Origin of the sequence: Faecalibacterium taiwanense (genome assembly GCF_036632915.2) — a bacterium.
Taxonomy (GTDB): domain Bacteria; phylum Bacillota; class Clostridia; order Oscillospirales; family Ruminococcaceae; genus Faecalibacterium; species Faecalibacterium taiwanense.
The window spans coordinates 373,582-394,300 of the sequence record NZ_CP155552.1; the positions used below are offsets into that span (position 1 = coordinate 373,582).

Below are 20,719 nucleotides of genomic sequence, written 5' to 3' on the forward strand. Positions count from 1 at the left end.
TTTGCTACATAGAAGGAGTGTATCATGAAGCGTTTTCTGCTCTGGCTCGTGGGTGTGGTGCTGGGCGTAGGCATCTTTCTGGGCGCGGTGATGGGCGTGAGCTATGCCTTTACCACCGAGGGCGGCTGCCCGGACAGCACCGCGCAGTTTGGCACCGAAGCGCTGGAACCCAACGGCTGGTGCTGGCAGGTGCCGCTCATCGGCGGAAAGCTCGATAAGGTGTTTGCCAGCCCCGCCACCCTTACGGTGCAGAAGCTGGGCACGCTGTACACGGCCCACCCGGCCATCACCCTGCCGGACTGGGCCAGCTACACCACCCTCACCATCCAGAACGCCTATGGCAGCATTGTATTTGTGGGCAGTGTGAGCGATTATCAAAGCTTTTTGTTCCCGGCTAACGGCGAATATAAGGCAGAGCTATCAGTCTGGCGGGTGCCGGAGGGCGGCATGGCCACCCAATTTGAGGGCGGCAGCACCGGCTCAGTGCGCAAAAATCTGGGGCTGGAAAAGCCCGCAAAGCCCACCGGCTGGTATCGTTATGCCTTCCGGTTCACCCTGCAGGCCAGCGCGGAGGTGGAACTTTCCGCCGAGCGGGTGGAGCAGGGCGGCATTGTGGGCCTGCGCATCTCCGGCATGACCGGCGATGCAGCACCCACTGTGGAGACCGACCTTGGCAATGTGCAGTGCGTGCGTGCAGCCGATGGCTGGAGGGCCTACATCCCGGCGGCATACAACGCTTCCTCCGGCGGGCATGAGGTGAACATTACCGTGAACGGCGAGACCATCACCCGCAGCATCATCGTGCTGCCCAAGGATTTTGGCACGGCGGATGCGGAGCCGGAACCGGATGCATCGGATGCGGCAAACACCCAGTTCCGCAATGCAGTCTGGGGCCTGTACGAAGCGCCCGCGCGGGAAAAAATGTGGCAGGGCGGCTTTGTGAACCCGGTGGAAAGCTACACCACCCTTGTGGATTACGGTCAGGTCAGGGTGGTCAACGGCAGGCAGGGCAGTCGTTCCAACTCCACAAAGCTTTATACCATTCCCGGCGAGCCCTGCCGCGCCCCGGCAAACGGCGTGGTGGTGCTGGCCGCAGAGCTGGCCCTTACCGGCAACACGGTGGTCATCGACCATGGCTGCGGGATGCGCAGCTACCTGTACGGGCTGCAGACTCTTTCCGTCTCTGCCGGGCAGACGGTGGAAAAGGGGCAGGCTGTGGGTGTGCTGGGTGAGGAGCTGACCATGGACTTCAAGCTTGGCAGCAAGAGCGTGAACCCGTGGATGCTGTTCCAGACCAGCGGCGGATTGTTCTGGAAGGAGAACAGCTGACGATTTTAAATGGCCTCCGCTTTGCGCTGGCCATAAACAGCGGAATTTTTATTTTTATAAGAGCAATGCCGGACGGCCTGCGGGCTGTCCGGCATTGCATTTTCACAGAAAGAGTCATAAAGAAAACCGGCATCATCTGCCGGTTTCGATCTTTTGCGTGAAAAAGGGTCCTGAAAAGCCCGCAGGCTTTTCAGGACCCAAACATAAAAGAAGAATTCCTCTAAATACGGCCAGAGCGAAGCGGAGGCCATTCAAATGGTCAAACCATCAGGAAATGGCATCCACGTCCCACTTCATGCGGACGGCATCGGCACCGTCCAGTTTGATGTTCAGCGCACCGGCGTTGTCCATCACCTGCTGCGGAGTGCGGGCACCGCACAGCACATGCAGGCCGGGGATCATGCGGGCGGTCAGGGCGATCACCAGCTGTGCCAGAGAGCAGTCGTATTTCTCGGTCAGGTCGCCCCACTTTGCCAGCATGTCCAGCGCCTGTGCCCGGCGGGCGGGCTGGAAGCTGGGGTTGGAGTTGCGGGTGCTGCCCTCGGGATAGGTGGTTTCCATGGTCACCTTGCCGGTCAGCAGGCCCTGCTCCAGCGGAGAGTATGCCTGCACCGAAACGCCCAGCTCCCTGCAGGTGGGCAGCAGCTGCTTTTCCACACGGCGGGTCAGCAGACTGTACTTTTCCTGAATGACATCCAGCTGGCCGTACTTGCAGTAGCCGCGGATGATGTCTGCAGTGACGTTGGATGCACCGATGGCACGGATCTTGCCCTGCTCCTTCAGCTTCATCATGGCTTCCACCGTCTCTTCCAGCGGGTAGATGCCGAAATCGGGGGTCTGCCAGTGGGTGTACAGCACATCCAGATGATCGGTGTGCAGGCGGCGCAGGCTGTCCTCCACATCCTCGATGATGCTCTTTGCAGAAAGGTCGCGGTAAACGGTGGTGCCGTCCACGACCTTGTGCAGCACCGGTGTTTCATGCCGCCACTCCAGACCGCACTTGGTGGAAAGCACCACCTTGTCGCGGTCGATGTGCTTCATGGCTTCGCCCACCACGGTCTCGCTATGGTACAGGCCGTAGATGGGCGCGGTGTCGATCCACTGGATGCCTTGCTCCACAGCAGTCTGGATGGCCTTGACGGAAAGGCTGTCGTCGTTATCGCCCCACCATGCACCGCCGCCGATGGCCCAGGTGCCCATGCCGAGAAATGGCACCTGAATGCCGCTTTTGCCAATATTGATATTCTGCATATACTTTACCCTCCATGCCAGCAGTGTTCCCCGCAATGGGAGCATCTCATTCCGCAGCTAGCATTCTTCGTTGTATTTTTTGTGCTTTATGAAAAAAGAGCCGCAGCTGCGGGACATTCCCGCACCGCAGCTCTCTTTCAACTCAGATATTGCCGAACTCGCTCAGTTTCAGCGTTTCGTTGTGGGTCTCAGCCCAGCGCACCGCCCAGTCGGAGGTGAACAGCAGCAGGCGGTTGCCCTTCATATCCTCCACGGCCTTGGTGTCGCTGGTCAGGTCCAGATCCCGCAGGTTGTAGGTGTCGGGGTCGTTCTGCACCCAGCGCAGCTGTTCAAAGGGCAGCTGCTGCATCCGGATCTCCACGTTGTACTCGGTGTTCAGGCGGTACTCCAGCACTTCCAGCTGCAGCACGCCGACCACGCCGACCACCACTTCTTCCATGCCGCCGCCCACTTCGCGGAAGATCTGGATGGCGCCCTCCTGCGCGATCTGCTCCATACCCTTCACGAACTGCTTGCGCTTCATGGTGTCCTTCTGCTCAATGCGGGCAAAGTGCTCCGGCGAGAAGGTGGGGATGCCTGCGAACTGGACCTTCTTTTTGCCGGTGCACAAGGTGTCGCCGATGGAGAAGATGCCCGGGTCGAACAGGCCAATGATGTCGCCGGCGTAGGCTTCGTCCACGATGGCGCGGTCCTGCGCCATCAGCTGGGTGCCGGTGGCCAGCTTGATGTTCTTGCCCTCCTGCACATGGAAGGCCTCCATGCCGCGCTCGAACTTGCCGGAGCAGATGCGCATAAAAGCGATGCGGTCGCGGTGGGCCTTGTTCATGTTGGCCTGAATTTTAAAGATGAAGGCAGAGAACTCGTCGCGGCAGGGGTCCACGGTCTCGCCGGTCAGGCTGTCCACGCGGGCCAGCGGGGTGGGGGTGAGCCGCAGGAAGTTCTCCAGAAAAGGCTCCACGCCGAAGTTGGTCAGAGCGGAACCAAAGAACACGGGGCTCAGCTCGCCGCGCAGCACTTTGTCGAGGTCAAATTCCTCGGCAGCGCCGTCCAACAGCTCGATCTCATCCACCAGCTGCTGGTGCAGATACGGGGTGAGCAGCTCGTCCAGTGCGGGATCGCCCAGCTCGGCCTCGGTCTCATCCACCTTCTTCACGCCGTTGGCGCGGCCGTCGCTGGAAAATGCCAGCACCTTGCGGGTGTTGCGGTCGAACACGCCCTTGAACTCCTTGCCGCAGCCGATGGGCCAGTTCATGGGGTAGGTCTTGATGCCCAAAATCTCCTCAATGTTCTCCATCAGCTCAAAGGGGTCGCGGGCTTCGCGGTCCATCTTGTTGACGAAGGTAAAGATGGGGATGTGGCGCAGGGTGCACACCTTGAACAGCTTGATGGTCTGTGCCTCCACGCCCTTTGCGGCATCGATGACCATGACGGCAGAGTCTGCCGCCATCAGGGTGCGGTAGGTATCCTCCGAGAAGTCCTGATGGCCCGGGGTGTCCAGAATGTTCACGCACTTGCCCGCGTAGTTGAACTGCAGGACAGAGGAGGTGACGGAAATACCGCGCTGCTTCTCAATGTCCATCCAGTCGGACACGGCGTGCTTTGCGCTCTGCTTGCCCTTGACGGAGCCTGCCTGATTGATGGCTCCGCCGTACAGCAGCAGCTTTTCGGTCAGAGTGGTCTTACCGGCGTCGGGATGGCTGATGATCGCAAACGTCCGGCGGCGCTCGATTTCTTCACGATTTGTCATAAACTAGTATTTCTCCTATACGGATAAAACTCCTTCCGTCATCGCTCCGCGATGCCACTGTTCCCCCTTTTGTCACTTGCGTGACATCTTCCCCGGCCGGGGAAGTCTTTCTCATGGAGGGAGGCTTTTGCCTTCCCGCAGCGTCAAAGGCTCCCTCCCAGAGGGAGCTGTCGAGCGAATGCGAGACTGAAGGAGTTCGTTTTTACACATACGTACCCTATTTTATCCGAAAACGCTCCATAATGCAAGTGTTTTCGTTATTTTTTCAGGATGATGCAGGGCAGAGGGGCGGTTTCGGCCCAGTTGGCAAAATCACACACCAGAACGGTAAAACTTTTGAGCGGAAGTGCCCGGAGATATTCCAGCACCGTCTGCTTTTCATCCGTGCCGATGACCTGCCCGCTGTAGAGGATGGCGCTCACCACGCCGCCGGGGCGCACGGCTTCCAAAGCCGCCTGCAGGGCGGGGATGCTGCTCTGCGCGGTGGAGAACACTGCGTGGTCGGCCCCGGGCAGCCAGCCAAAGTTGAACATCACCGCATCTGCCGTGCCGGGCTGCACAACCTGTAAAAGGTCTGCGTGGCTTTGGCAGTGCAGCTCATACCGGGCGGCGGGCACGCCCAGCTGCTCCAGATGCTTCCGGGTGGATGCAATGGCAGCTTCCTGCACATCAAAGCCGATTACTTTTCCTTCCGGCGCGGTGATGCCGCACAGAAAGGCTGTGTCGCCGCCGTTGCCGCAGGTGGCATCGATGCAAAGGCGCGGCTGTGCCAGCCGCGCGGCCAGAAAGTCCTGCACGAACTTGACGGCGGTCAGGTCCGGCGTGCGGCGGCGCACCAGCTGCCTGCCTTCTGCCGCAAAGCCGAACTTTGCCCAGAACGCAAGCTCTGCGGCATCGGCGGGCAGCGGGGCGGTAAATACGGTAGCCTTTTCGCGGTCGTATCCGGCGTAGGCGCGCAAAGTTTCTTTTAATAGATAGGAGCCGTAGCCTTTGCGCCGCCACTGCGGTTCGATGCCAAACGCGGTGATGGCAGCCCCCTTTGCGGCGGGCGTGAGCGCGCAGAAGCCGATCTGTGTTTTTTCCTTATAGAGGGCAAAGCCCTCGTCGGTGCGGTGCAGTTCCATGGTGTGTTCCTCCTGAATTTACGCTTTTACAATAGCAAGCGCAAAGGCCTCTGTCAAGGGCGGAAAGTGCGTCTTTTTTCACAGTTTCTTCACGGCGCGCGCGATTGATTTTCACAATTGACGGTTACAATAGGAGCAGTTCAAAGGAACAGGGCTCCTGTGGACGTATCCCTTACGGAAAGGAAGTATCAGCATGGACAATGAGAACAAATGGGAATATGATTATTCCTCTCAGGATAAAAACGAAAGCGGAGATACCGGTTATCCCAATGTGGGCAGCAGCGGCATGAACACCGCCAACCAGTACAACGACCCGCAGCCGGAACCGGAAGCCGCTTACACCGCCCCGCAGACAGACAACGGCGCAGGCGGTGCAACGCCGCCGGTACATCCGGTACAGCCGCAGGACGCGCAGCCCCCTAAAAAGAAGAAAAAGTTCAACGGCAAGCACGTTGCACGCAGCGCCGTGGCGCTGGTGCTGGCCGCAGCCATGGGCTTTGCGGGCGGCTTTGTGGGGGCAAAGTTTGGCGGCAGCGGCAAGGTGGTCATTCAGCAGGTGGCACCTTCCTCCACGGCCGACAGTGCATCCGGTTCGGATAGTTCCATCACCGCAGCATCCAGCAGCGGCAGCAGCCTGACCACTGAACAGGTGGCTGATCTGGTCAGCCCCAGCGTGGTGGTCATCACTACGGAGCAGGTGGTCTACTCTCAGTGGTCGTGGTACGGACAGAATCAGGTGGAGAGCGGTGCCGGCAGCGGCGTGATCATCAGCTCGGACGGCTACATCCTCACCTGTGCACATGTGGTGGACGGCGCCTCCACCATCACCGTTACCATTGGTGACAAGGACTACACCGCCACCCTCGTGGGCGAAGATACCACCAGCGATATCGCGGTCATCAAGATCGATGCTGACGGCCTGACCCCCGCCACCGTGGGCAACAGCGACAGCCTGAAGGTGGGCCAGAGCGTGATGGCTGTGGGCAACCCGCTGGGTGAGCTGGGCGGCACCGTCACCGGCGGCATGATCAGCGCTTTGAACCGCAGCGTCACCATTCAGGGCAGCAGCTCTGTGAACACCATGTCCCTGATCCAGATGGATGCTTCGGTCAGCCCCGGCAACTCCGGCGGCGGCCTGTTCAATATGAACGGTGAGCTGGTCGGCATTGTGAATGCAAAATCCTCTTCCAGCGACGCAGAGGGCCTGGGCTTTGCCATCCCCATCAACGATGCCATCAAGGTGGCACAGGAACTGCTGGAGAACGGCTATGTGACCGGACGGCCTTATTTGGGCATCACCTATCTGGCCGTGACCGACGCACAGACTGCTTCTCAACTGGGCGTGAATGCCTACGGCGTTTACGTTGTGGAGGTGGTCAAGGGCGGCCCTGCCGAAAAGGCAGGCCTGCAGGCCGGTGACCGCATCGTGAGCGTGGACGGCACCGAGATCGCCTCCAAGGACGACCTTGGCACCCTGATGCAGAAGCACGCAGCAGGCGATACGCTTTCCATCACCATTGCGCGTGAAGGCCAGATGCAGACGGTCAATGTGACGCTGGGCGAAAAGACGGCTTCCAACAGCTGAACAAAATAGAAAACAGGAGCGGATGAGAATTTTCCATCCGCTCCTGTTTTTTATATCTGTCCGAAGATAGTAGCGCTGTAAGGCATCAGTACGGCCTCGTGCTCGTACACCCTTGCCGGGCCGCGCCACAGGCTGGACGAGATGCCGTCGCTCAGCATCTGCCAGCGCCCAACCGGCAGCGGCACGACCTTGCTGGTCTCGGTGGGGTTATAGAACACGCACAGCGCCTGCCATGCTGCGCCGTCGCCCCACTGGGCGGGCAGCTGCCAGCCCACCAGCGGCTGCTCCAGTGAGAAAAAGTACAGGGCATCCGGCGCGTGGGGGTCGGTGCTGGAAAGCCGCGGAAACCTTGCCCGCAGAGCCAGCAGGCCGCGGTAGTAGTCCACCAGTGCATGATATTTTTCGGCCCGCTCCCAGTCCAGCCGGTTCAGCGCAGGCGAGGAGCGGTAGCTGTTGCCCTTCCCTTTTTTGGTGCGGGCAAACTCCTCGCCCGCCTGCAGGAAAGGCAGGCCGAAGCTGGTCAGGTAAATGCCCGCCGCCAGCCGATTCTGGGCAAGGGCTGTGCTGTCTGCCGCTGTGAACTCCGGCTTTTCGTACCGGACCAAAAGCAGCTTGTCCCACAGGGTGAAGTTGTCGTGGGCGGAAACATAGCTCACGATCTGGCTGGGCGCGTGGGGCGGCAGACGGTCGCTGCGGCACCATGCCGCCACCGCGCCGCCGATGTCCCAGAAGCTGCCGGGCTTGCCCTCCACATAGCCCGGCTCCCGGGCGTTGAAGCAGCCGCCCTTGATGGTGTCGCGGGTGTCGTCGCAGAAGATGCCGATGCGCTCGTTCAGCATGGCCAGATTCGCCTTGTTGGCCTCGTATCGGTGCAGCTGGCTGCCGCCGCCCTGCCACTGCTCGCCGTACATCAGGATATCCCGCCCGCCGGGCAGCGTATCCAGCGCGGCGCGCACCGCGTTGATGGTCTCCACGTCGTACAGACCCATCAGGTCGAACCGGAAGCCGTCGATGTGGTATTCCTGCGCCCAGTAGAGGATGGAATCGATCATATACCGCCGGGCCATGGGCCGCTCGCTGGCAAATTCGTTGCCGCAGCCGCTGCCGTTGGAAAAGCTGCCGTCCTCGTTCTGGCGGAAAAAGTAGCAGGGCACGGTATCGTTCAGCGGGTTTTCATTGCGATACATGTGGTTATACACCACGTCCATCACCACGCCGATGCCTGCCGCGTGCAGGGCTGCGATCATTTCCCTGCACTCCCGGATGCGCACCTCGCCGCGGGTGGGGTCGGTGGAATAGCTGCCTTCGGGCACATTGTAGTTGGTGGGGTCATAGCCCCAGTTGTACTGCCGCAGCAGCGGCTTTGCCTCGTCCACGCTGCCAAAGTCGAAAATGGGCATCAGCTGCACATACTTCACGCCAAGCCGCTTTAAATAATTCAGGCAGGTGGGGTGGATGCCGTCCCCATGCAGGGTGGTGCCCTGCTGGGTAAAGGCCATGAACTTGCCCCGCCATGCCGGGCGCACGCCGCTGGCAGCGTCCTGCGAGAAGTCGCGCACGCTCACCTCCCACACCGCGCGCTGCTCCGGCGGGATGACCGGACGCACATCATGCTCCCACCCGGAGGGGGCGATGCGGGCAAGATCTACGATCATGCTGCGGGTGCCGTTCACGCCTGCCGCCCGGGCATAGGGGTCGCCGGTCTGGCGCGAAATGCCATCCACCGTGACCGTATAGGTATAGTATCGTCCGTGCTGGTCGCCGGGCAGATAGATGCTCCACACCCCCTGCTGCCCCCGCTCCAGCGGCAGAGTGCCTATGGGCTCACCGCCGCTGCCTTTGCGGTAAAGGCTGACCTCCACCCTCTGCGCCGTGGGTGCCCACAGGCGCAGATGGGTGCCGGAAACAGCATATTCCTGCCCCAGCGGGCCGGTGTAGGTGGTTTGAAGGTCAAAGGAGATGCTCTCGTACAGCGTTTTCAGTTCGGCGGGCGTTTTGACGGTCATAGTTTCTTCATTCCTTCTTGCAGATTTCCTATCAGATATAAGTGTAAACACCGGCGGTCTTTTTTGCAAGAGGGAATTGCAAAACCTGTCCGGGTACACTATACTGGAAGAAAACGACAAAAACGGAGGGCAAACCATGGCATATACCGACGATTGGGAAAACCTTATGAACGGTGTGTTCGGTGCAGGGGGCAGGCCGCGCTTTGGCGGCACCGCCCAGCCGGAGGCAAAGCCACAGAAATCCGGGACCTCAGCCGTGCCGGACCTGAACGCTGCTCTGCTGGAAAACCAGAAGCAGCTGGATGCCCTGCTCAAAAAACAGAACGCCCAGCTGAAAACGCAGGACACTGCGGTGCAGTCTGCTCTGGAGGACAGCCGCCAGATGCTGCGGGATATGGAAGCGGACGGCCTGCTTGCCAAGGGCACTGCCGATGTGACCGCAGAGCACCTTGGCAGCTTTGAGGGCCTTGCCGCCGAGGTGAAAAAGACCGTTCTCGGGCAGGATGCCTTTGTGGACAGCGTGGTGCGCGCCATGCGCCGGCCCTTTGTGCTGGGCACCGAGCGCCCGGCAGCACGCAATGTGATCCTGCTGTGCGGCGGAGCCGGTACGGGGCGGCATTTTGCGCTGGCAGAGACCGCCCGCATCATGGCGGCGCGGGGCCTTTTGCAGAGCGACAAAACCGCGGTGGTGGACCTTGCCCTCTACCCCAATTCCGGTGCGGAAAAGCTGTTTTTGCAGGATCTGTATGCGGCCCTGCACGCCCCCGGGGAGATCGTGATTTTTGAGCATTACGAGAGCTGCCATGCGGCCTTCCTCAAGACCCTTGCAGACCTTGCTGTGAAGGGCAGCGCACCGCTTTCCAGCCGGTATCTTGTGAACAAGGAGGGCATCCTTGTGGATGCAGGCACGGCGCTGGCACCGGGCGCTGTGAGCAGTATCACGCCCTGCGGCAAGTACCTCATCTTCTTTTCCCGCAAGGGCCGGGACGTGCTGGCAGATAAGTTCGGTGCGCCCTTTGTGGCGGCGGTGGGCGATGTGTGCGAGACCAGCGCCTTTGCCCGCGGGGACCTTGCAGCGCTGGCGGCGCAGCAGCTGAATGCGCTGGCCCAGAAGGTGAGCGCACGCCTTGGCCTGACCCTCTCTGCCGGGGCCGATGTGCGGGACTATGTAGCCGCCCAGTGCTCTAAGGAAAAGGGTGCGGCGGGCCTTGCGGAATGCTGCGATAAAATGTTCCGCGCCCTGAGCGAATACTGCCTGCAGACCGATGCAAAGCTTACCGGCACCGTCACCCTGACCGCAAAGCCGGAGGGCGTATGGTTTTGCCTGAACGACCAGCCCGAGCAGGAGCTGTCTGCCCTGCTGCCTGCCGAGTACACGGGCGCTGTAGATGAAATCCGCGCCGAACTCAACGGCCTTGTGGGCCTTGGGGCGGTCAAGGAGTATGTGTTCGGTCTGGCGGATAACCTGCAGGTGCAGCAGCGCCGCGCGGCGGCAGGCTTCAAGACCGCCAGCCTTTCCATGCACATGATCTTCACCGGCAACCCGGGCACCGGCAAGACCACCATTGCCCGGCTGGTGGCAAAGTACCTCAAGGCCATCGGCGCGCTGAAGGGCGGCCAGCTGGTGGAAGTGACCCGCGCTGACCTTGTGGGCCGCTACACCGGCCACACCGCCCCGCTGACCAATAGCGTCATCGAGAGTGCCCTCGGCGGTGTGCTGTTTATCGATGAAGCCTACAGCCTCTACCGCGGCGAACAGGACAGCTTTGGTCTCGAAGCCATCGACACCCTTGTGAAGGGCATGGAGGATCACCGGGACGAGCTGGTGGTCGTTCTGGCGGGCTACACCCGGGAGATGGAGGTGTTCCTTACCGCCAACAGCGGTCTTGCCAGCCGCTTCCCCAACAAGATCGAGTTCCCGGATTACACGGCAGACGAGCTGCTGGACATCACCAACGTGCTGGCAAAGGGCAAGGGCTACCGCCTTGCCGAGGGCTGTACCTTCCCGCTTTTGGGCTACTACAAGCGCCGTCAGGCGCTGGACAGCCGCACCGCCGGCAACGGCCGTCTTGCCCGCAACACGCTGGAAAAGGCCATCTTCCACCAGAGCCGCCGCCTTGTGGCAGAACCTGCCGCCGAGCTGGACCTGATTTTGCCCAGCGATCTGGAATTTGAAGAATAAAAAATCAGTAAAAAGAAAAGCAACCTCGCCCTCTCCGTCATTGCTTACGCAATGCCACCTCTCCCAAAGGGAGAGGCCTTGGCATAAAGATGAAGTCTGCGTGGACTGCCAAAGGCTCCCACTCTGGGGGAGCTGTCACCGAAGGTGACTGAGAGGGCGAGGAAGTTAAAAACAAGGGACCACTGCGCGGAATAGCAGTAGCCCCTTGTTTTATTTATGCAGTTTCGCCAGCGTTTTGGCTATTTCCCGCAGGCCCTGCCGCACCTCGGCGGGAGCCATTACTTCCACCTTGCCGCCAAAGCCGCACACCCAGCCGTAGAACTGGGGGCTGACGCATACCGGCACATCAAAGTGGAAGTGGGTGCCGTCTTCTTCCGGAACAAAGACCGGTGCTTTGCCAAAACGGTCGCGCATGGCGCTTTCCAGGTCGGCGGTGCAGCGCAGGGTGACCTGGTGCTCCGGCCCGCCGAACATGTTGAAGTGCTTGCGCAGATAGGCGGGCAGGTCGAACTGGCGGAACTCGGCCTTGCCCCGGCGGGCATCGCCCAGCACCGTCACGGAAGACATGCGGTCCACGCGGTAGTTGCGGATGCCCGCAGGCTCTTTCTCGTCCTGATAAGCGATAAGGTAGTAGCAGCCGTTTTCCCATGCCAGCTGCCACGGGCTGACGGTGCGGGTGCCGCCGTCCTTGTAGCGGAACCGCACCATTCTGCCCGCATTGATGGCGCTGTGCAGCGCATCGATGCTGTAAAGCAGGGTGTGGCTGTCGCTTTTGGGGCGGCCATCCACGTACACCTGACGCTGCAGCTGGGTGCCCTCGTAGTCGGAGCAGAGGGCTTCCAGTTTATGGATGAGTTTACTGCTGGTGCGTGCCGACACAACCTTGCTGGCCTGTACGGCATCCACCAGCAGCTTCAGCTCAGAAAGCTCAAAGGTGCGGCTGGCCAGCCAGTAGCCGCCGCCGCGCCCGCGCCGCAGCTGGATGTCATACCCCAGACTGCGCAGGGTGTCGATATCGCTGTAGATGCTTTTGCGCTCGGCAAGAATGTCCTGCTGTTCCAGCAGCTCTACCAGCTGCGGTACATTGAGCAGGTGTTCTTCGTCGGTCTTTTGTTCCAGAATGCGCAAAAGGGTCAAAAGCTTGGATTTCTGGCCTTCCTGCTTGGGCATGGGAGCACCTCCGGTTTATTCGGGCAGTTTTTTGTCGAACGCCGCGCGGCGCTGGGTGGAAAGACGGAACATCTCTTCCAGCTTGTTCCGGTCGTCGGCCACAAGGGCAGCGCGCATCTGCTGCAGCGCAGCATCGAACTGGTCGATCTCGCTGATGAGGTTTTCCTTGTTCCACAAAAACAGCTCTGCCCACATTTTATCGTTGATGCGTGCAATGCGGGTCAGGTCACGGAAGGAGTCGCCGGTGTACTCGCACAGCGAAGAGTTATCGTTGGCGCACATCAGGCTCACGGCGATGGCATGGCACAGCTGGCTCACATAGCCGATCATCTTGTCGTGCTCCTGCACCGTCAGGGTGCAGATGTGGTGGAAGCCCAGCACTTCGGCCAGGTCCTTTGCCCACTGGATGGCTTCGGGCGTGTTCTTTTCCGTGGGGGTGATGATGAAGTTGGCCGGGGCAAAGTTCACCTCGGCGGCGTGCTCCACGCTGGAAGTCTCACGGCCTGCCATCGGGTGGCTGGCAATGAACTCCACGCCCGCCGGGCACATGGCCTGCACCGGCTCCACAAGGCCGGTCTTTACGCCGGAAACATCGGTAAAGATGCAGCCGGGCTTGAGCAGATGGCCGTAGGTGCGGAACCACTCGATGAGGGCCGTGGGGTACAGACCAAAGATGATGTGGTCGGCGCTGCTCACAAGGTCCTCAAAATCGTGGGTCTTGCCGCTGGCGATATAGCCGTGCTCTAGCGCGTACTGCAAATGCCCTTCGCTGCGGTTGATGCCGTCCACATGGAAACCGGCTTTCGTCAGTTCCAGCGCGTATTTGCCGCCCAGCAGGCCAAGGCCCACCACGAGATAACGTTTTGTTTTATCAAGCATATTCCACCTCCGCGCCCAAGGGCTTGATGGCTTCAAAGAAATTCGGCCAGCTTTTTGTGATGGCTTCGGCATCGTCCACGGTCAGGGGGATGCCCGTACTCAGGGCCAGCACCGCAAGGCTCATGACCACACGGTGGTCATTGTGCCCATGCAGAACACCCGCCGGAGCGTGCAGCCTGTTCGCGCAGCCGTGCACCGTAATGGTGCCGCCCTCGCTTTCCAGCACGCCGCCGCAGGCACGCAGCTCGGCCTCCATGGCAGCGATGCGGTCACTCTCCTTCAGGCGTAAACGCTCTGCGTTGCGGATGACTGTAGTGCCTTCGCACAGCAGGCCCAGCACCATGAGCACAGGGCCAAGGTCCGGGCAGTCCGCAAGGTCGATGTCCACCCCGTGCAGGGGGGCCTTTTCAAAAGAGATGCCCTCTGCCGTGCGGGTAAACACCGCGCCGCACCGGCGCAGGATATCCAGAATGGCGGCATCGCCCTGCAGCGTTTCCGGGGCAAGGCCGGTGATGGTCACGTCGCCGCACACTGCACCCAGCACCGCCGGGAACGCGGCCTGACTGTAATCGCCCTCCACGGTGTAATCGCAGGGGTGATAGTGCTGCCCGCCCGGGATGGCAAGAGTGTTTTCGTCCAGCCAATGGCTCTGCACACCGAAGGCTGCCTGCACAGAGCGGGTCATATCGATGTAGCTGCGGCTCTCCACCGGCGGGATGAGGTGCAGCGTGCTGTTGCCGGAAAGCAGCGGCAGAGCAAACAGCAGCCCGCTGATGAACTGGCTGGATACATTGCCTGCAAGGCAGTATTCGCCGGGGGTCAGTGCCCCTTCCACGGTCAGCCCGGCAGCGCTCTGCTCAAACCGCAGGCCCTGCTCCCGGTACAGAGCTTCATACACCGACTGAGGCCGCTCCATCAGCCGCCCGCGGCCGGTGAAGGAAACTGCCTGTCCGGTCAGGCTGGCGATGGGGATGAGAAAGCGCAGGGTGCTGCCGCTCTCGCAGCAGTCCACCGGCGCGGCAAGGGCACAAAATGCCCCAGCCCTTCCACCACAGCGTCGTCTGCGCCGGTACGCACACGGGCACACAGCTGTGCCGCTGCGCCCAGCGTGGCAGAGATGTCCTTGCTGAATTCGAGGTTCGTGATGTGGCTGCGGCCCTCGGCCAGTGCCGCGCAGAGCACAGCACGGTGGGCCATGCTCTTGCTGGGTGGGGCAGTGATGGTGCCGCCCACGGAACGCGCGTTCTGAATCGTTACCAGCATAGGCCGTTACATATCGCGGCCAATGGCCCATGCCACCTGACGGCACTTTGCCATGGCCTGTGCGAAGGAATCCGGGGTCAGGCACTGTGCGCCGTCGCTCCATGCGTGCTGCGGGTCGTAGTGGACCTCCACTTCCAGACCGTCGGCACCGGCGGCCACAGCGGCAATCATCATGGGCTCGACCAGATTGGCCTTGCCGGTGGCGTGGCTGGGGTCCACGATGATGGGCAGGTGGGTCTTTTCGTGGATGATGGGCACTGCAGAGAGATCGAGGGTGTTGCGGGTGTACTTCTCGAAGGTACGGATGCCGCGCTCGCACAGGATGACCTGCTCGTTGCCGCCGGCCATGATATACTCGGCGCTCATGATCCACTCCTCAATGGTGTTGCACAGGCCGCGCTTGAGCAGCACGGGCTTGTGCATCTTGCCAACGGCCTTGAGCAGCTGGAAGTTCTGCATGTTGCGGGCACCGATCTGCACCACGTCCACGTACTCCTCAAACTCGGGGATGCGGTCCTCGCTCATCAGCTCGGAGACGATGGGCATGCCGGTGGCCTCGCGGGCCTTTACCATATCCAGAATGCCCTCGGTCTCAAGGCCCTGGAAGGAGTAGGGAGAGGTGCGGGGCTTGTAGGCACCGCCGCGGAACAGGGTGGCACCGCCGGCCTTCACGCCCTGTGCAATGCGCAGAGCCTGCTCTGCGCCCTCGATGCTGCAGGGGCCTGCCATGACGGCGATCTTTTCCTTGCCGCCGATCTTCACGCCGCCGCAGTCGATCACGGAATCTGCCGGGTGGAACAGGCGGTTTGCACGCTTATAGGGCGCGGACACGCGGGTGACGTTGTCGATCCACGGGTTTGCCAGCACATCCCGTTCGTCGATCTTGGTGGTGTCGCCCACAAGGCCGAACACGTTGTAGTTCTTGCCGGTGATCAGGGTCACGTCCAGACCCTGCTTCTCGAATTTGTCAACGATCTTTTCCAGTTCATCCTTCGGAGTCCCTTTTTTGGTGGAGATGATCATAGTGATAATTTCCTTTCGTTTTTACATCACGATATGCGCCTTGCTGGAGCCGTCGGTGCGCAGCAGCTGGGCCAGATAAATGCAGGCGTGCAGGTAGCCCTGCGGGCCTTCGCCGATAAAATGGCCCTGACAGCCGAAGGATACCACGTCCGTCTTGCGGAAAGGCTCCCGCTCGTCCGGGGCGTGCAGCATCACTTCCACGGCGGGTACGCCGCACAGGCGCAGCGCATCCAGAATGGCCACGCTGTAGTGGGCGTAGGCACCAGGGTTCAGCACGATGCCGTCCACCCGGCCCGCTGCGGCCTGAATTTCGTCCACGAGGTCGCCCTCGTGGTTGGACTGGCAGCAGTCGGTCTCAATGCCCAGCTGTTCGCAGCCTGCCTGCACATAGTCCATGATGGCGTTATAATCCAGCTCACCGGGTACGCCCGGCTCCGACCAGCGCATGATGTTGAGGTTCGGGCCGTTAAGAATCAAAAATTTCATCCAGTGCCTCCATGGCGGCATGCAGGGCATTGTCCAGCGTGCCGTTGTTGGGAATGACGGCATCTGCCGCTGCCAGATACAGCGGACGGCGCTGTGCTTCCATCTGGCGCAGTGCGTCCATGCTGGAAGAAAGCGGCCTGCCGCCGCCCACGGCCAGCGCATCCACCGGCCGGTCGATGAACAGAATGATGCCGTTCTGGTGCAGAGCACGCAGATTCTCCGGCTTTTTTACAATGCCGCCGCCGCAGGAAATGAGCTGCCGGCCCTCTTTGCCAAAGCGCTGTGTTTCGGCAGTTTCCTTTGTGCGGAAGCCGTCCTCGCCCTCGGCTGCAAAGATATCCGGGATGCTGCGGCCGTCGGTCTTTACGATCTCCTCGTCGAGGTCCACAAAGGTACGGCCAAGGCTCTTTGCCAGCATCCTGCCGAGGGTGGTCTTGCCGGAAGAGGGCATCCCGATCAGGGCAATGTTCAGCATATCCCGGCGCAGTGCGGCGGTGATGCGCCGAATTTCAACCGGCGCATCCTCGAACTTGCGGTCCAGAAAATATTCTGCGGCGTACACCGCCTGCGCCACCAGCATTTCAAGGCCGCCCACAGCCACCGGCACGCCCGCTTCCTCGGCGCGGAGGATGAGCTCGGTCTTGTCGGGGTTGTACACCACATCCACCACAGCTTCAAGGCCCGGCATGGCGGCAACGTCCAGATTGCACACCCCCACATTCGGGTACATGCCCGCCGGGGTGGTGTTGACCACGATCTGTGCCCCACTGGAAACGGCCTCGGCATAACTCAGCTCGCCCTTTTCCGGGTCCGGATGGCGGCTGACGGTGAGCACCTTTGCCGCACCCTTGTCCCGGGCCACAGCGCTGGTGGTGTTGTGGGTGCCGCCGGTGCCCAGAATAACCACCGTTTTGCCTGCAAAGCTCACGCCGTGGGCGTCGCACAGGTGGGAAAAGCCCATATAATCGGTGTTATAGCCGTAGAGCAGGCCGTTTTTGTTCACCACCGTGTTCACTGCTCCGATGGCCTTGGCCCGCGGGTCGATGTAGGAGCAGTATTCCATCACCAGCTTTTTATAGGGAATGGTCACATTGATGGCCTTGAACTGCCGCTTTGCCAGAAAGGCCCGGGCCTCTTCCTCGGTGGGCAGAGGGCACAGGTCGTAGTGGTAGCCGCAGAGCATCTCGTGGATGATCTTGGAGTAGGAGTGGCCGAGTTTTGCGCCGATGAGTCCGTATTCCATTTTACTCGTCCTCCTTCCGGAAGCTGGTGGGGTGGGTCATCCATGCCGCGCCGTAGCGTGCCGTGAGCAGGTCGCCCACAGCCAGTGCGGCGGCGCAGGTCTGCACGATGGCGGCTCTGGGCACGATGCAGGGGTCGTGACGGCCCTGAATGGACAGCTGTGCGTCCTTTTTGGCAAGATAGTCTACTGTATCCTGCTGCTTGTAGATGCTGGGTGTGGGTTTGACCACGGTGCGGAACACCACCGGCATCCCGTTGGCGATGCCGCCGTTGATGCCCGCATTGTGGTTGGTGGCGGTCACCACCGCACCCTCCGGTGTCATGCGGAAGGCGTCGTTTGCTTCGGAGCCGCGCATCCCGGCAAAGCCGAAGCCGGTGCCGAACTCGATGCCCTTGACGGCGGGGACGGAGAACACCAGATGTGCGATCTCGCTTTCCACGCTGTCAAAATAGGGCTCACCGATGCCTGCCGGCAGGCCGAGGACGGCGGTTTCCAGCATCCCGCCCACGCTGTCGCCCTCCGCACCGGCGGCACGGATGGCGGCTTTCATGGGTTCTTCTACGGTTTCATCCAGCACCGCAAAGCCCTCGGGCTTGCTGGCAAGGGCTTCCACCTGGGCAGAGAGCTGTGCGGCATCATCCTGTGCAAAGCGGGTGTCCGCAATGCCAGCGCACTCTGCGATATGGGTGGTGATGTCGATGCCCGCACGGTGCAGTGCGCTCAGCACAATGGCACCGCCCGCCACAAGGGCGGCCGTCACCCGGCCGGAGAAGTGCCCGCCGCCGCGCGCATCCTGAAAGCCGTGGTACTTGGCGTAGGCGGTGTAGTCTGCATGGCCGGGGCGCAGAAGGTCTGCGGTTTTGGCGTAATCGCCGCTGCGGGTGTTGGTATTTTCGATCATCAGGGCAATGGCGGTGCCGGTGGTGCGGCCGTTCACCACGCCGGACAGCAGCTGCACGGTATCCGCTTCCACGCGGGGAGTGGACAGGCCGTCGCCCCGGGCACGGCGCTTGTCCATGCAGGCGGCGAGAAAAGTCTCGTCCACCGGCAGGCCTGCGGCCATGCCGTCCAACACCGCGCCGATGGCGCGGCCATGGCTCTCGCCGAAAATGGTCAGCGAAAGGTCGCTGCCGAATGTATTTTTCATGGCTTACTCCTCAATGCCCAGCAGGGGACGCAGGCCCTCCACCGGGATGGTCTCGGCGCGCCAGCAGCCCAGACCCGGCACCTTGATAATGGTGATCTGGCCGCTCTGTGCCTTTTTGTCGTGCAGCATTTCAGCCAGCACCTTTTCCTTATCATAAGTAGTGCGGGTGGGCAGGCCGAGGCGGCGGTACACCGCGCGCACCCGCTTCTGCAGTGCCTTGGATTCGATCATGGGCAGCATGCCCAGCGCCACGCACTCGCCGTGGTAAAGGCCCACGGTGCGGCGGCCCTTGATGCCCTTGACGGCCTCGATGCCGTGGCCGATGGTGTGGCCGAAGTTGAGCGCCTTGCGCATGCCCTGCTCAGTCTCGTCCTGCTCCACGATGTTCTTCTTGAACCGCAGGCTGCGGCAGATGATCTCGCCGATCTGGGCATCCACGTCGCCATTTTCAAAGATCGCGAACAGCTCGGGGTCTGCCAGCAGGCTTGCCTTGACGGCTTCTGCCAGACCGTTGATGAAGTGGCGGCGGGGCAGGGTGGCAAGGGTGTCCGGATCCACGATGACGAGCTTGGGCTGCCAGAAAGCGCCCACGATGTTTTTGGTATCGCCCAGATCCACGGCGGTCTTGCCGCCGATGGAGGAATCGATCATGGAAAGGGTGGTGGTGGGGCAGTTGATGAAGTCGATGCCCCGCATGTAGATGGAAGCGGCAAAACCGGCCAGATCGCCCACCACGCCGCCGCCCACGGCGATCACCAGATCGCCGCGGCCCATGCCGAATTCCAGCATCTGGCGCAGCACGGATTCCAGAATTTTAAAGCTCTTGCTGGCTTCGCCCTGCGGCACCGTGATGATGTGGGCATCCTTGCACTGATCGGCCACCATCTGGGCGTACTGTGCGGGCACACCACTGTCGGTCACAACGGCCACACGGCGGTCCAGCCGGGCGAACTGGTACAGGTTTTCCAGCGAGCCGCTCTTGACGATGATGTCATAGCTGCGCTCGCCCAGATTCATGGTCAGCTTGGTTCCGATAAATTCACTCATTTGGTATACACTCCTAACAGCCGCACGGTACGGCAGGTGCGGTCAAGCTCACGCAGCAGCGCGGCGGTCTCGTCGGCGGTGGGGTCGCCCACCAGCTCCACGTAAAAATAATATTCAAACGGCACATGAGGCATGGGCCGGCTCTTGATGGACTCCATATTGAAGCCGCTGGCACCGATGATCTGGATCACCTCGCCCAGCTTGCCGGGCTTATTGTCCACCGTGAACAGCAGCGAGAACCGGTTGCCGCCGGTAGGCTTTTCGCGGCTGAGCACGATAAAGCGGGTGGTGTTGTCGCCGTCGGTGTTGATGCTGGGCACCAGCACCTCCAGCCCGTACAGTGCCGCCGTCTCCACGCTTGCAATGGCCGCTTTGGAGGAGTCGCCGCTTTCGGCCACGAACTTTGCGGCCATGGCGGTGTTGGCCATGGCGGTGGCGGGCAGGCCGAACTGCCTTAAAAAGGTCTCGCTTTGGGCGATGGCCTGCTGGTGGCTGTAGACGCTTTTGATCTGGTCGAGCTTTGTGCCCGGCAGCACCAGAAGATTCTGGGAGATGGGCAGATCGTACACATCCACCACCCACAGCGCCGGATGGTTATAGCACAGATCCAGCACGGCGGAAACATCGCCCGCATGGCTGTTCTCAAAGGGAACGACGCCCCGGGCAGCATCGCCGCGTTCCACCGCGTCAAACACCTCGTCCCAGGTGGGATAGCTCACAGCCTCGGCGTGGGGGAACAGCGCCCGGAGGGCAATGTGGGCAAAAGCGCCTTCCACGCCCTGATAGGCGGCGCGGTTTTGGCTCAGCACCACGGCTTCGTACTGCTTTGCCACGTCCATCAGGTTCTGCACGTGGTCTTTATAGTAGGGCCGCAGGGCCGGGTCCTGAATGCGGGCCGCAGCCTTTTCCAGCACTGCCGTCTCGCGGGCGGCATCGTAAACGGGCAGGCCATGGGCTCTTTTGTATTCGGCCACCTGCAGCACGGCGGCCATCCGCCGTTCAAACAGCGCAGCCAGCTGGGCATCCACCATGTCGATCTCGGCGCGTGCCTGTTCCAGTGCGTCCATGGGTTCACATCCTTTTGTATGTATGATAAATACCATCAAGATAATAGATACCCAGTAAGTATACCATAACTGGGACGGAGAAACAACAAAACCTCCGGCGTTTCAAAGGGGAGAATATTTCAAATCAGATATGTGTAAAAAGAACAAAATAGAAAACGAACTCCCTCAGT

At 61.1% G+C, this 20,719-nt stretch carries 15 protein-coding genes and 1 pseudogene; 3 read left to right on the plus strand and 13 right to left on the minus strand.

Annotation, left to right across the window (positions count from 1 at the left end):
* Positions 1-24: 24 nt before the first annotated feature.
* Positions 25-1,329, plus strand: a complete 1,305-nt coding sequence (locus PXT33_RS01725; protein ID WP_332375827.1) for a M23 family metallopeptidase — start codon at positions 25-27, stop codon at positions 1,327-1,329.
* 267 nt (positions 1,330-1,596) lie between these two features.
* Here PXT33_RS01725 and PXT33_RS01730 read toward each other — a convergent pair whose 3' ends face one another.
* From PXT33_RS01730 to PXT33_RS01740, 3 genes are all read right to left on the minus strand, one after another.
* Entirely contained in the window at positions 1,597-2,580 is a 984-nt protein-coding gene (locus PXT33_RS01730) for an aldo/keto reductase (RefSeq protein WP_097774628.1), read from the minus strand.
* A 142-nt stretch (positions 2,581-2,722) separates the two neighbouring features.
* Complete coding sequence (locus tag PXT33_RS01735; protein ID WP_207698798.1) at positions 2,723-4,327, minus strand: peptide chain release factor 3; 1,605 nt, start codon at positions 4,325-4,327, stop codon at positions 2,723-2,725.
* Between the two features lie 257 nt (positions 4,328-4,584).
* Positions 4,585-5,451 carry a GNAT family N-acetyltransferase gene (locus PXT33_RS01740; protein WP_332375828.1) on the minus strand — a complete coding sequence of 289 codons (867 nt, stop codon included), beginning with the start codon at positions 5,449-5,451 and terminating at the stop codon, positions 4,585-4,587.
* A 193-nt stretch (positions 5,452-5,644) separates the two neighbouring features.
* Between PXT33_RS01740 and PXT33_RS01745 the strand changes: the two genes are divergently transcribed.
* Positions 5,645-7,036 carry a trypsin-like peptidase domain-containing protein gene (locus tag PXT33_RS01745; protein WP_332375829.1) on the plus strand — a complete coding sequence of 464 codons (1,392 nt, stop codon included), beginning with the start codon at positions 5,645-5,647 and terminating at the stop codon, positions 7,034-7,036.
* A 50-nt stretch (positions 7,037-7,086) separates the two neighbouring features.
* Here PXT33_RS01745 and pulA read toward each other — a convergent pair whose 3' ends face one another.
* Positions 7,087-9,042: a type I pullulanase gene (pulA, locus tag PXT33_RS01750; protein ID WP_332375830.1), complete on the minus strand. Its 1,956-nt coding sequence runs from the start codon at positions 9,040-9,042 to the stop codon at positions 7,087-7,089.
* A 136-nt stretch (positions 9,043-9,178) separates the two neighbouring features.
* Between pulA and PXT33_RS01755 the strand changes: the two genes are divergently transcribed.
* Positions 9,179-11,224, plus strand: coding sequence for an AAA family ATPase (locus PXT33_RS01755; protein WP_332375831.1), 2,046 nt, complete (start codon positions 9,179-9,181; stop codon positions 11,222-11,224).
* A 210-nt stretch (positions 11,225-11,434) separates the two neighbouring features.
* Here PXT33_RS01755 and PXT33_RS01760 read toward each other — a convergent pair whose 3' ends face one another.
* The 9 genes and pseudogenes from PXT33_RS01760 to PXT33_RS01805 all read right to left on the minus strand — a co-directional run bounded on the left by PXT33_RS01760 (position 11,435) and on the right by PXT33_RS01805 (position 20,549).
* A complete protein-coding gene (locus tag PXT33_RS01760; RefSeq protein ID WP_332375832.1) occupies positions 11,435-12,394 on the minus strand; it encodes a WYL domain-containing transcriptional regulator in 960 nt (319 codons plus the stop codon).
* A gap of 15 nt (positions 12,395-12,409) precedes the next feature.
* The gene (locus tag PXT33_RS01765; protein WP_097774633.1) at positions 12,410-13,273 is read right to left on the minus strand and encodes a prephenate dehydrogenase; all 864 of its coding nucleotides are present in this window, start codon (positions 13,271-13,273) and stop codon (positions 12,410-12,412) included.
* Positions 13,266-14,536 (minus strand): annotated as a pseudogene (gene aroA / locus PXT33_RS01770) (3-phosphoshikimate 1-carboxyvinyltransferase). The gene PXT33_RS01765 and the pseudogene aroA overlap by 8 nt, the downstream one beginning before the upstream one ends.
* Positions 14,537-14,542: 6 nt before the next feature.
* The gene (gene aroF, locus PXT33_RS01780; RefSeq protein WP_097776943.1) at positions 14,543-15,559 is read right to left on the minus strand and encodes a 3-deoxy-7-phosphoheptulonate synthase; all 1,017 of its coding nucleotides are present in this window, start codon (positions 15,557-15,559) and stop codon (positions 14,543-14,545) included.
* Positions 15,560-15,580: 21 nt separating this feature from the next.
* The gene (locus PXT33_RS01785; protein ID WP_097774636.1) at positions 15,581-16,045 is read right to left on the minus strand and encodes a type II 3-dehydroquinate dehydratase; all 465 of its coding nucleotides are present in this window, start codon (positions 16,043-16,045) and stop codon (positions 15,581-15,583) included.
* Positions 16,026-17,288 (minus strand): shikimate kinase, encoded by a 1,263-nt coding sequence (locus PXT33_RS01790; protein WP_332375835.1) that lies wholly within the window; start codon positions 17,286-17,288, stop codon positions 16,026-16,028. Before PXT33_RS01790 ends, PXT33_RS01785 begins: the two co-directional genes overlap by 20 nt.
* Before the next feature lies 1 nt (position 17,289).
* Positions 17,290-18,435 (minus strand): chorismate synthase, encoded by a 1,146-nt coding sequence (gene aroC / locus PXT33_RS01795; RefSeq protein ID WP_332375836.1) that lies wholly within the window; start codon positions 18,433-18,435, stop codon positions 17,290-17,292.
* 3 nt (positions 18,436-18,438) lie between these two features.
* A complete protein-coding gene (gene aroB / locus PXT33_RS01800; protein WP_223388313.1) occupies positions 18,439-19,482 on the minus strand; it encodes a 3-dehydroquinate synthase in 1,044 nt (347 codons plus the stop codon).
* Positions 19,479-20,549: a prephenate dehydratase domain-containing protein gene (locus PXT33_RS01805; protein WP_332375837.1), complete on the minus strand. Its 1,071-nt coding sequence runs from the start codon at positions 20,547-20,549 to the stop codon at positions 19,479-19,481. Before PXT33_RS01805 ends, aroB begins: the two co-directional genes overlap by 4 nt.
* Positions 20,550-20,719: the final 170 nt, after the last annotated feature.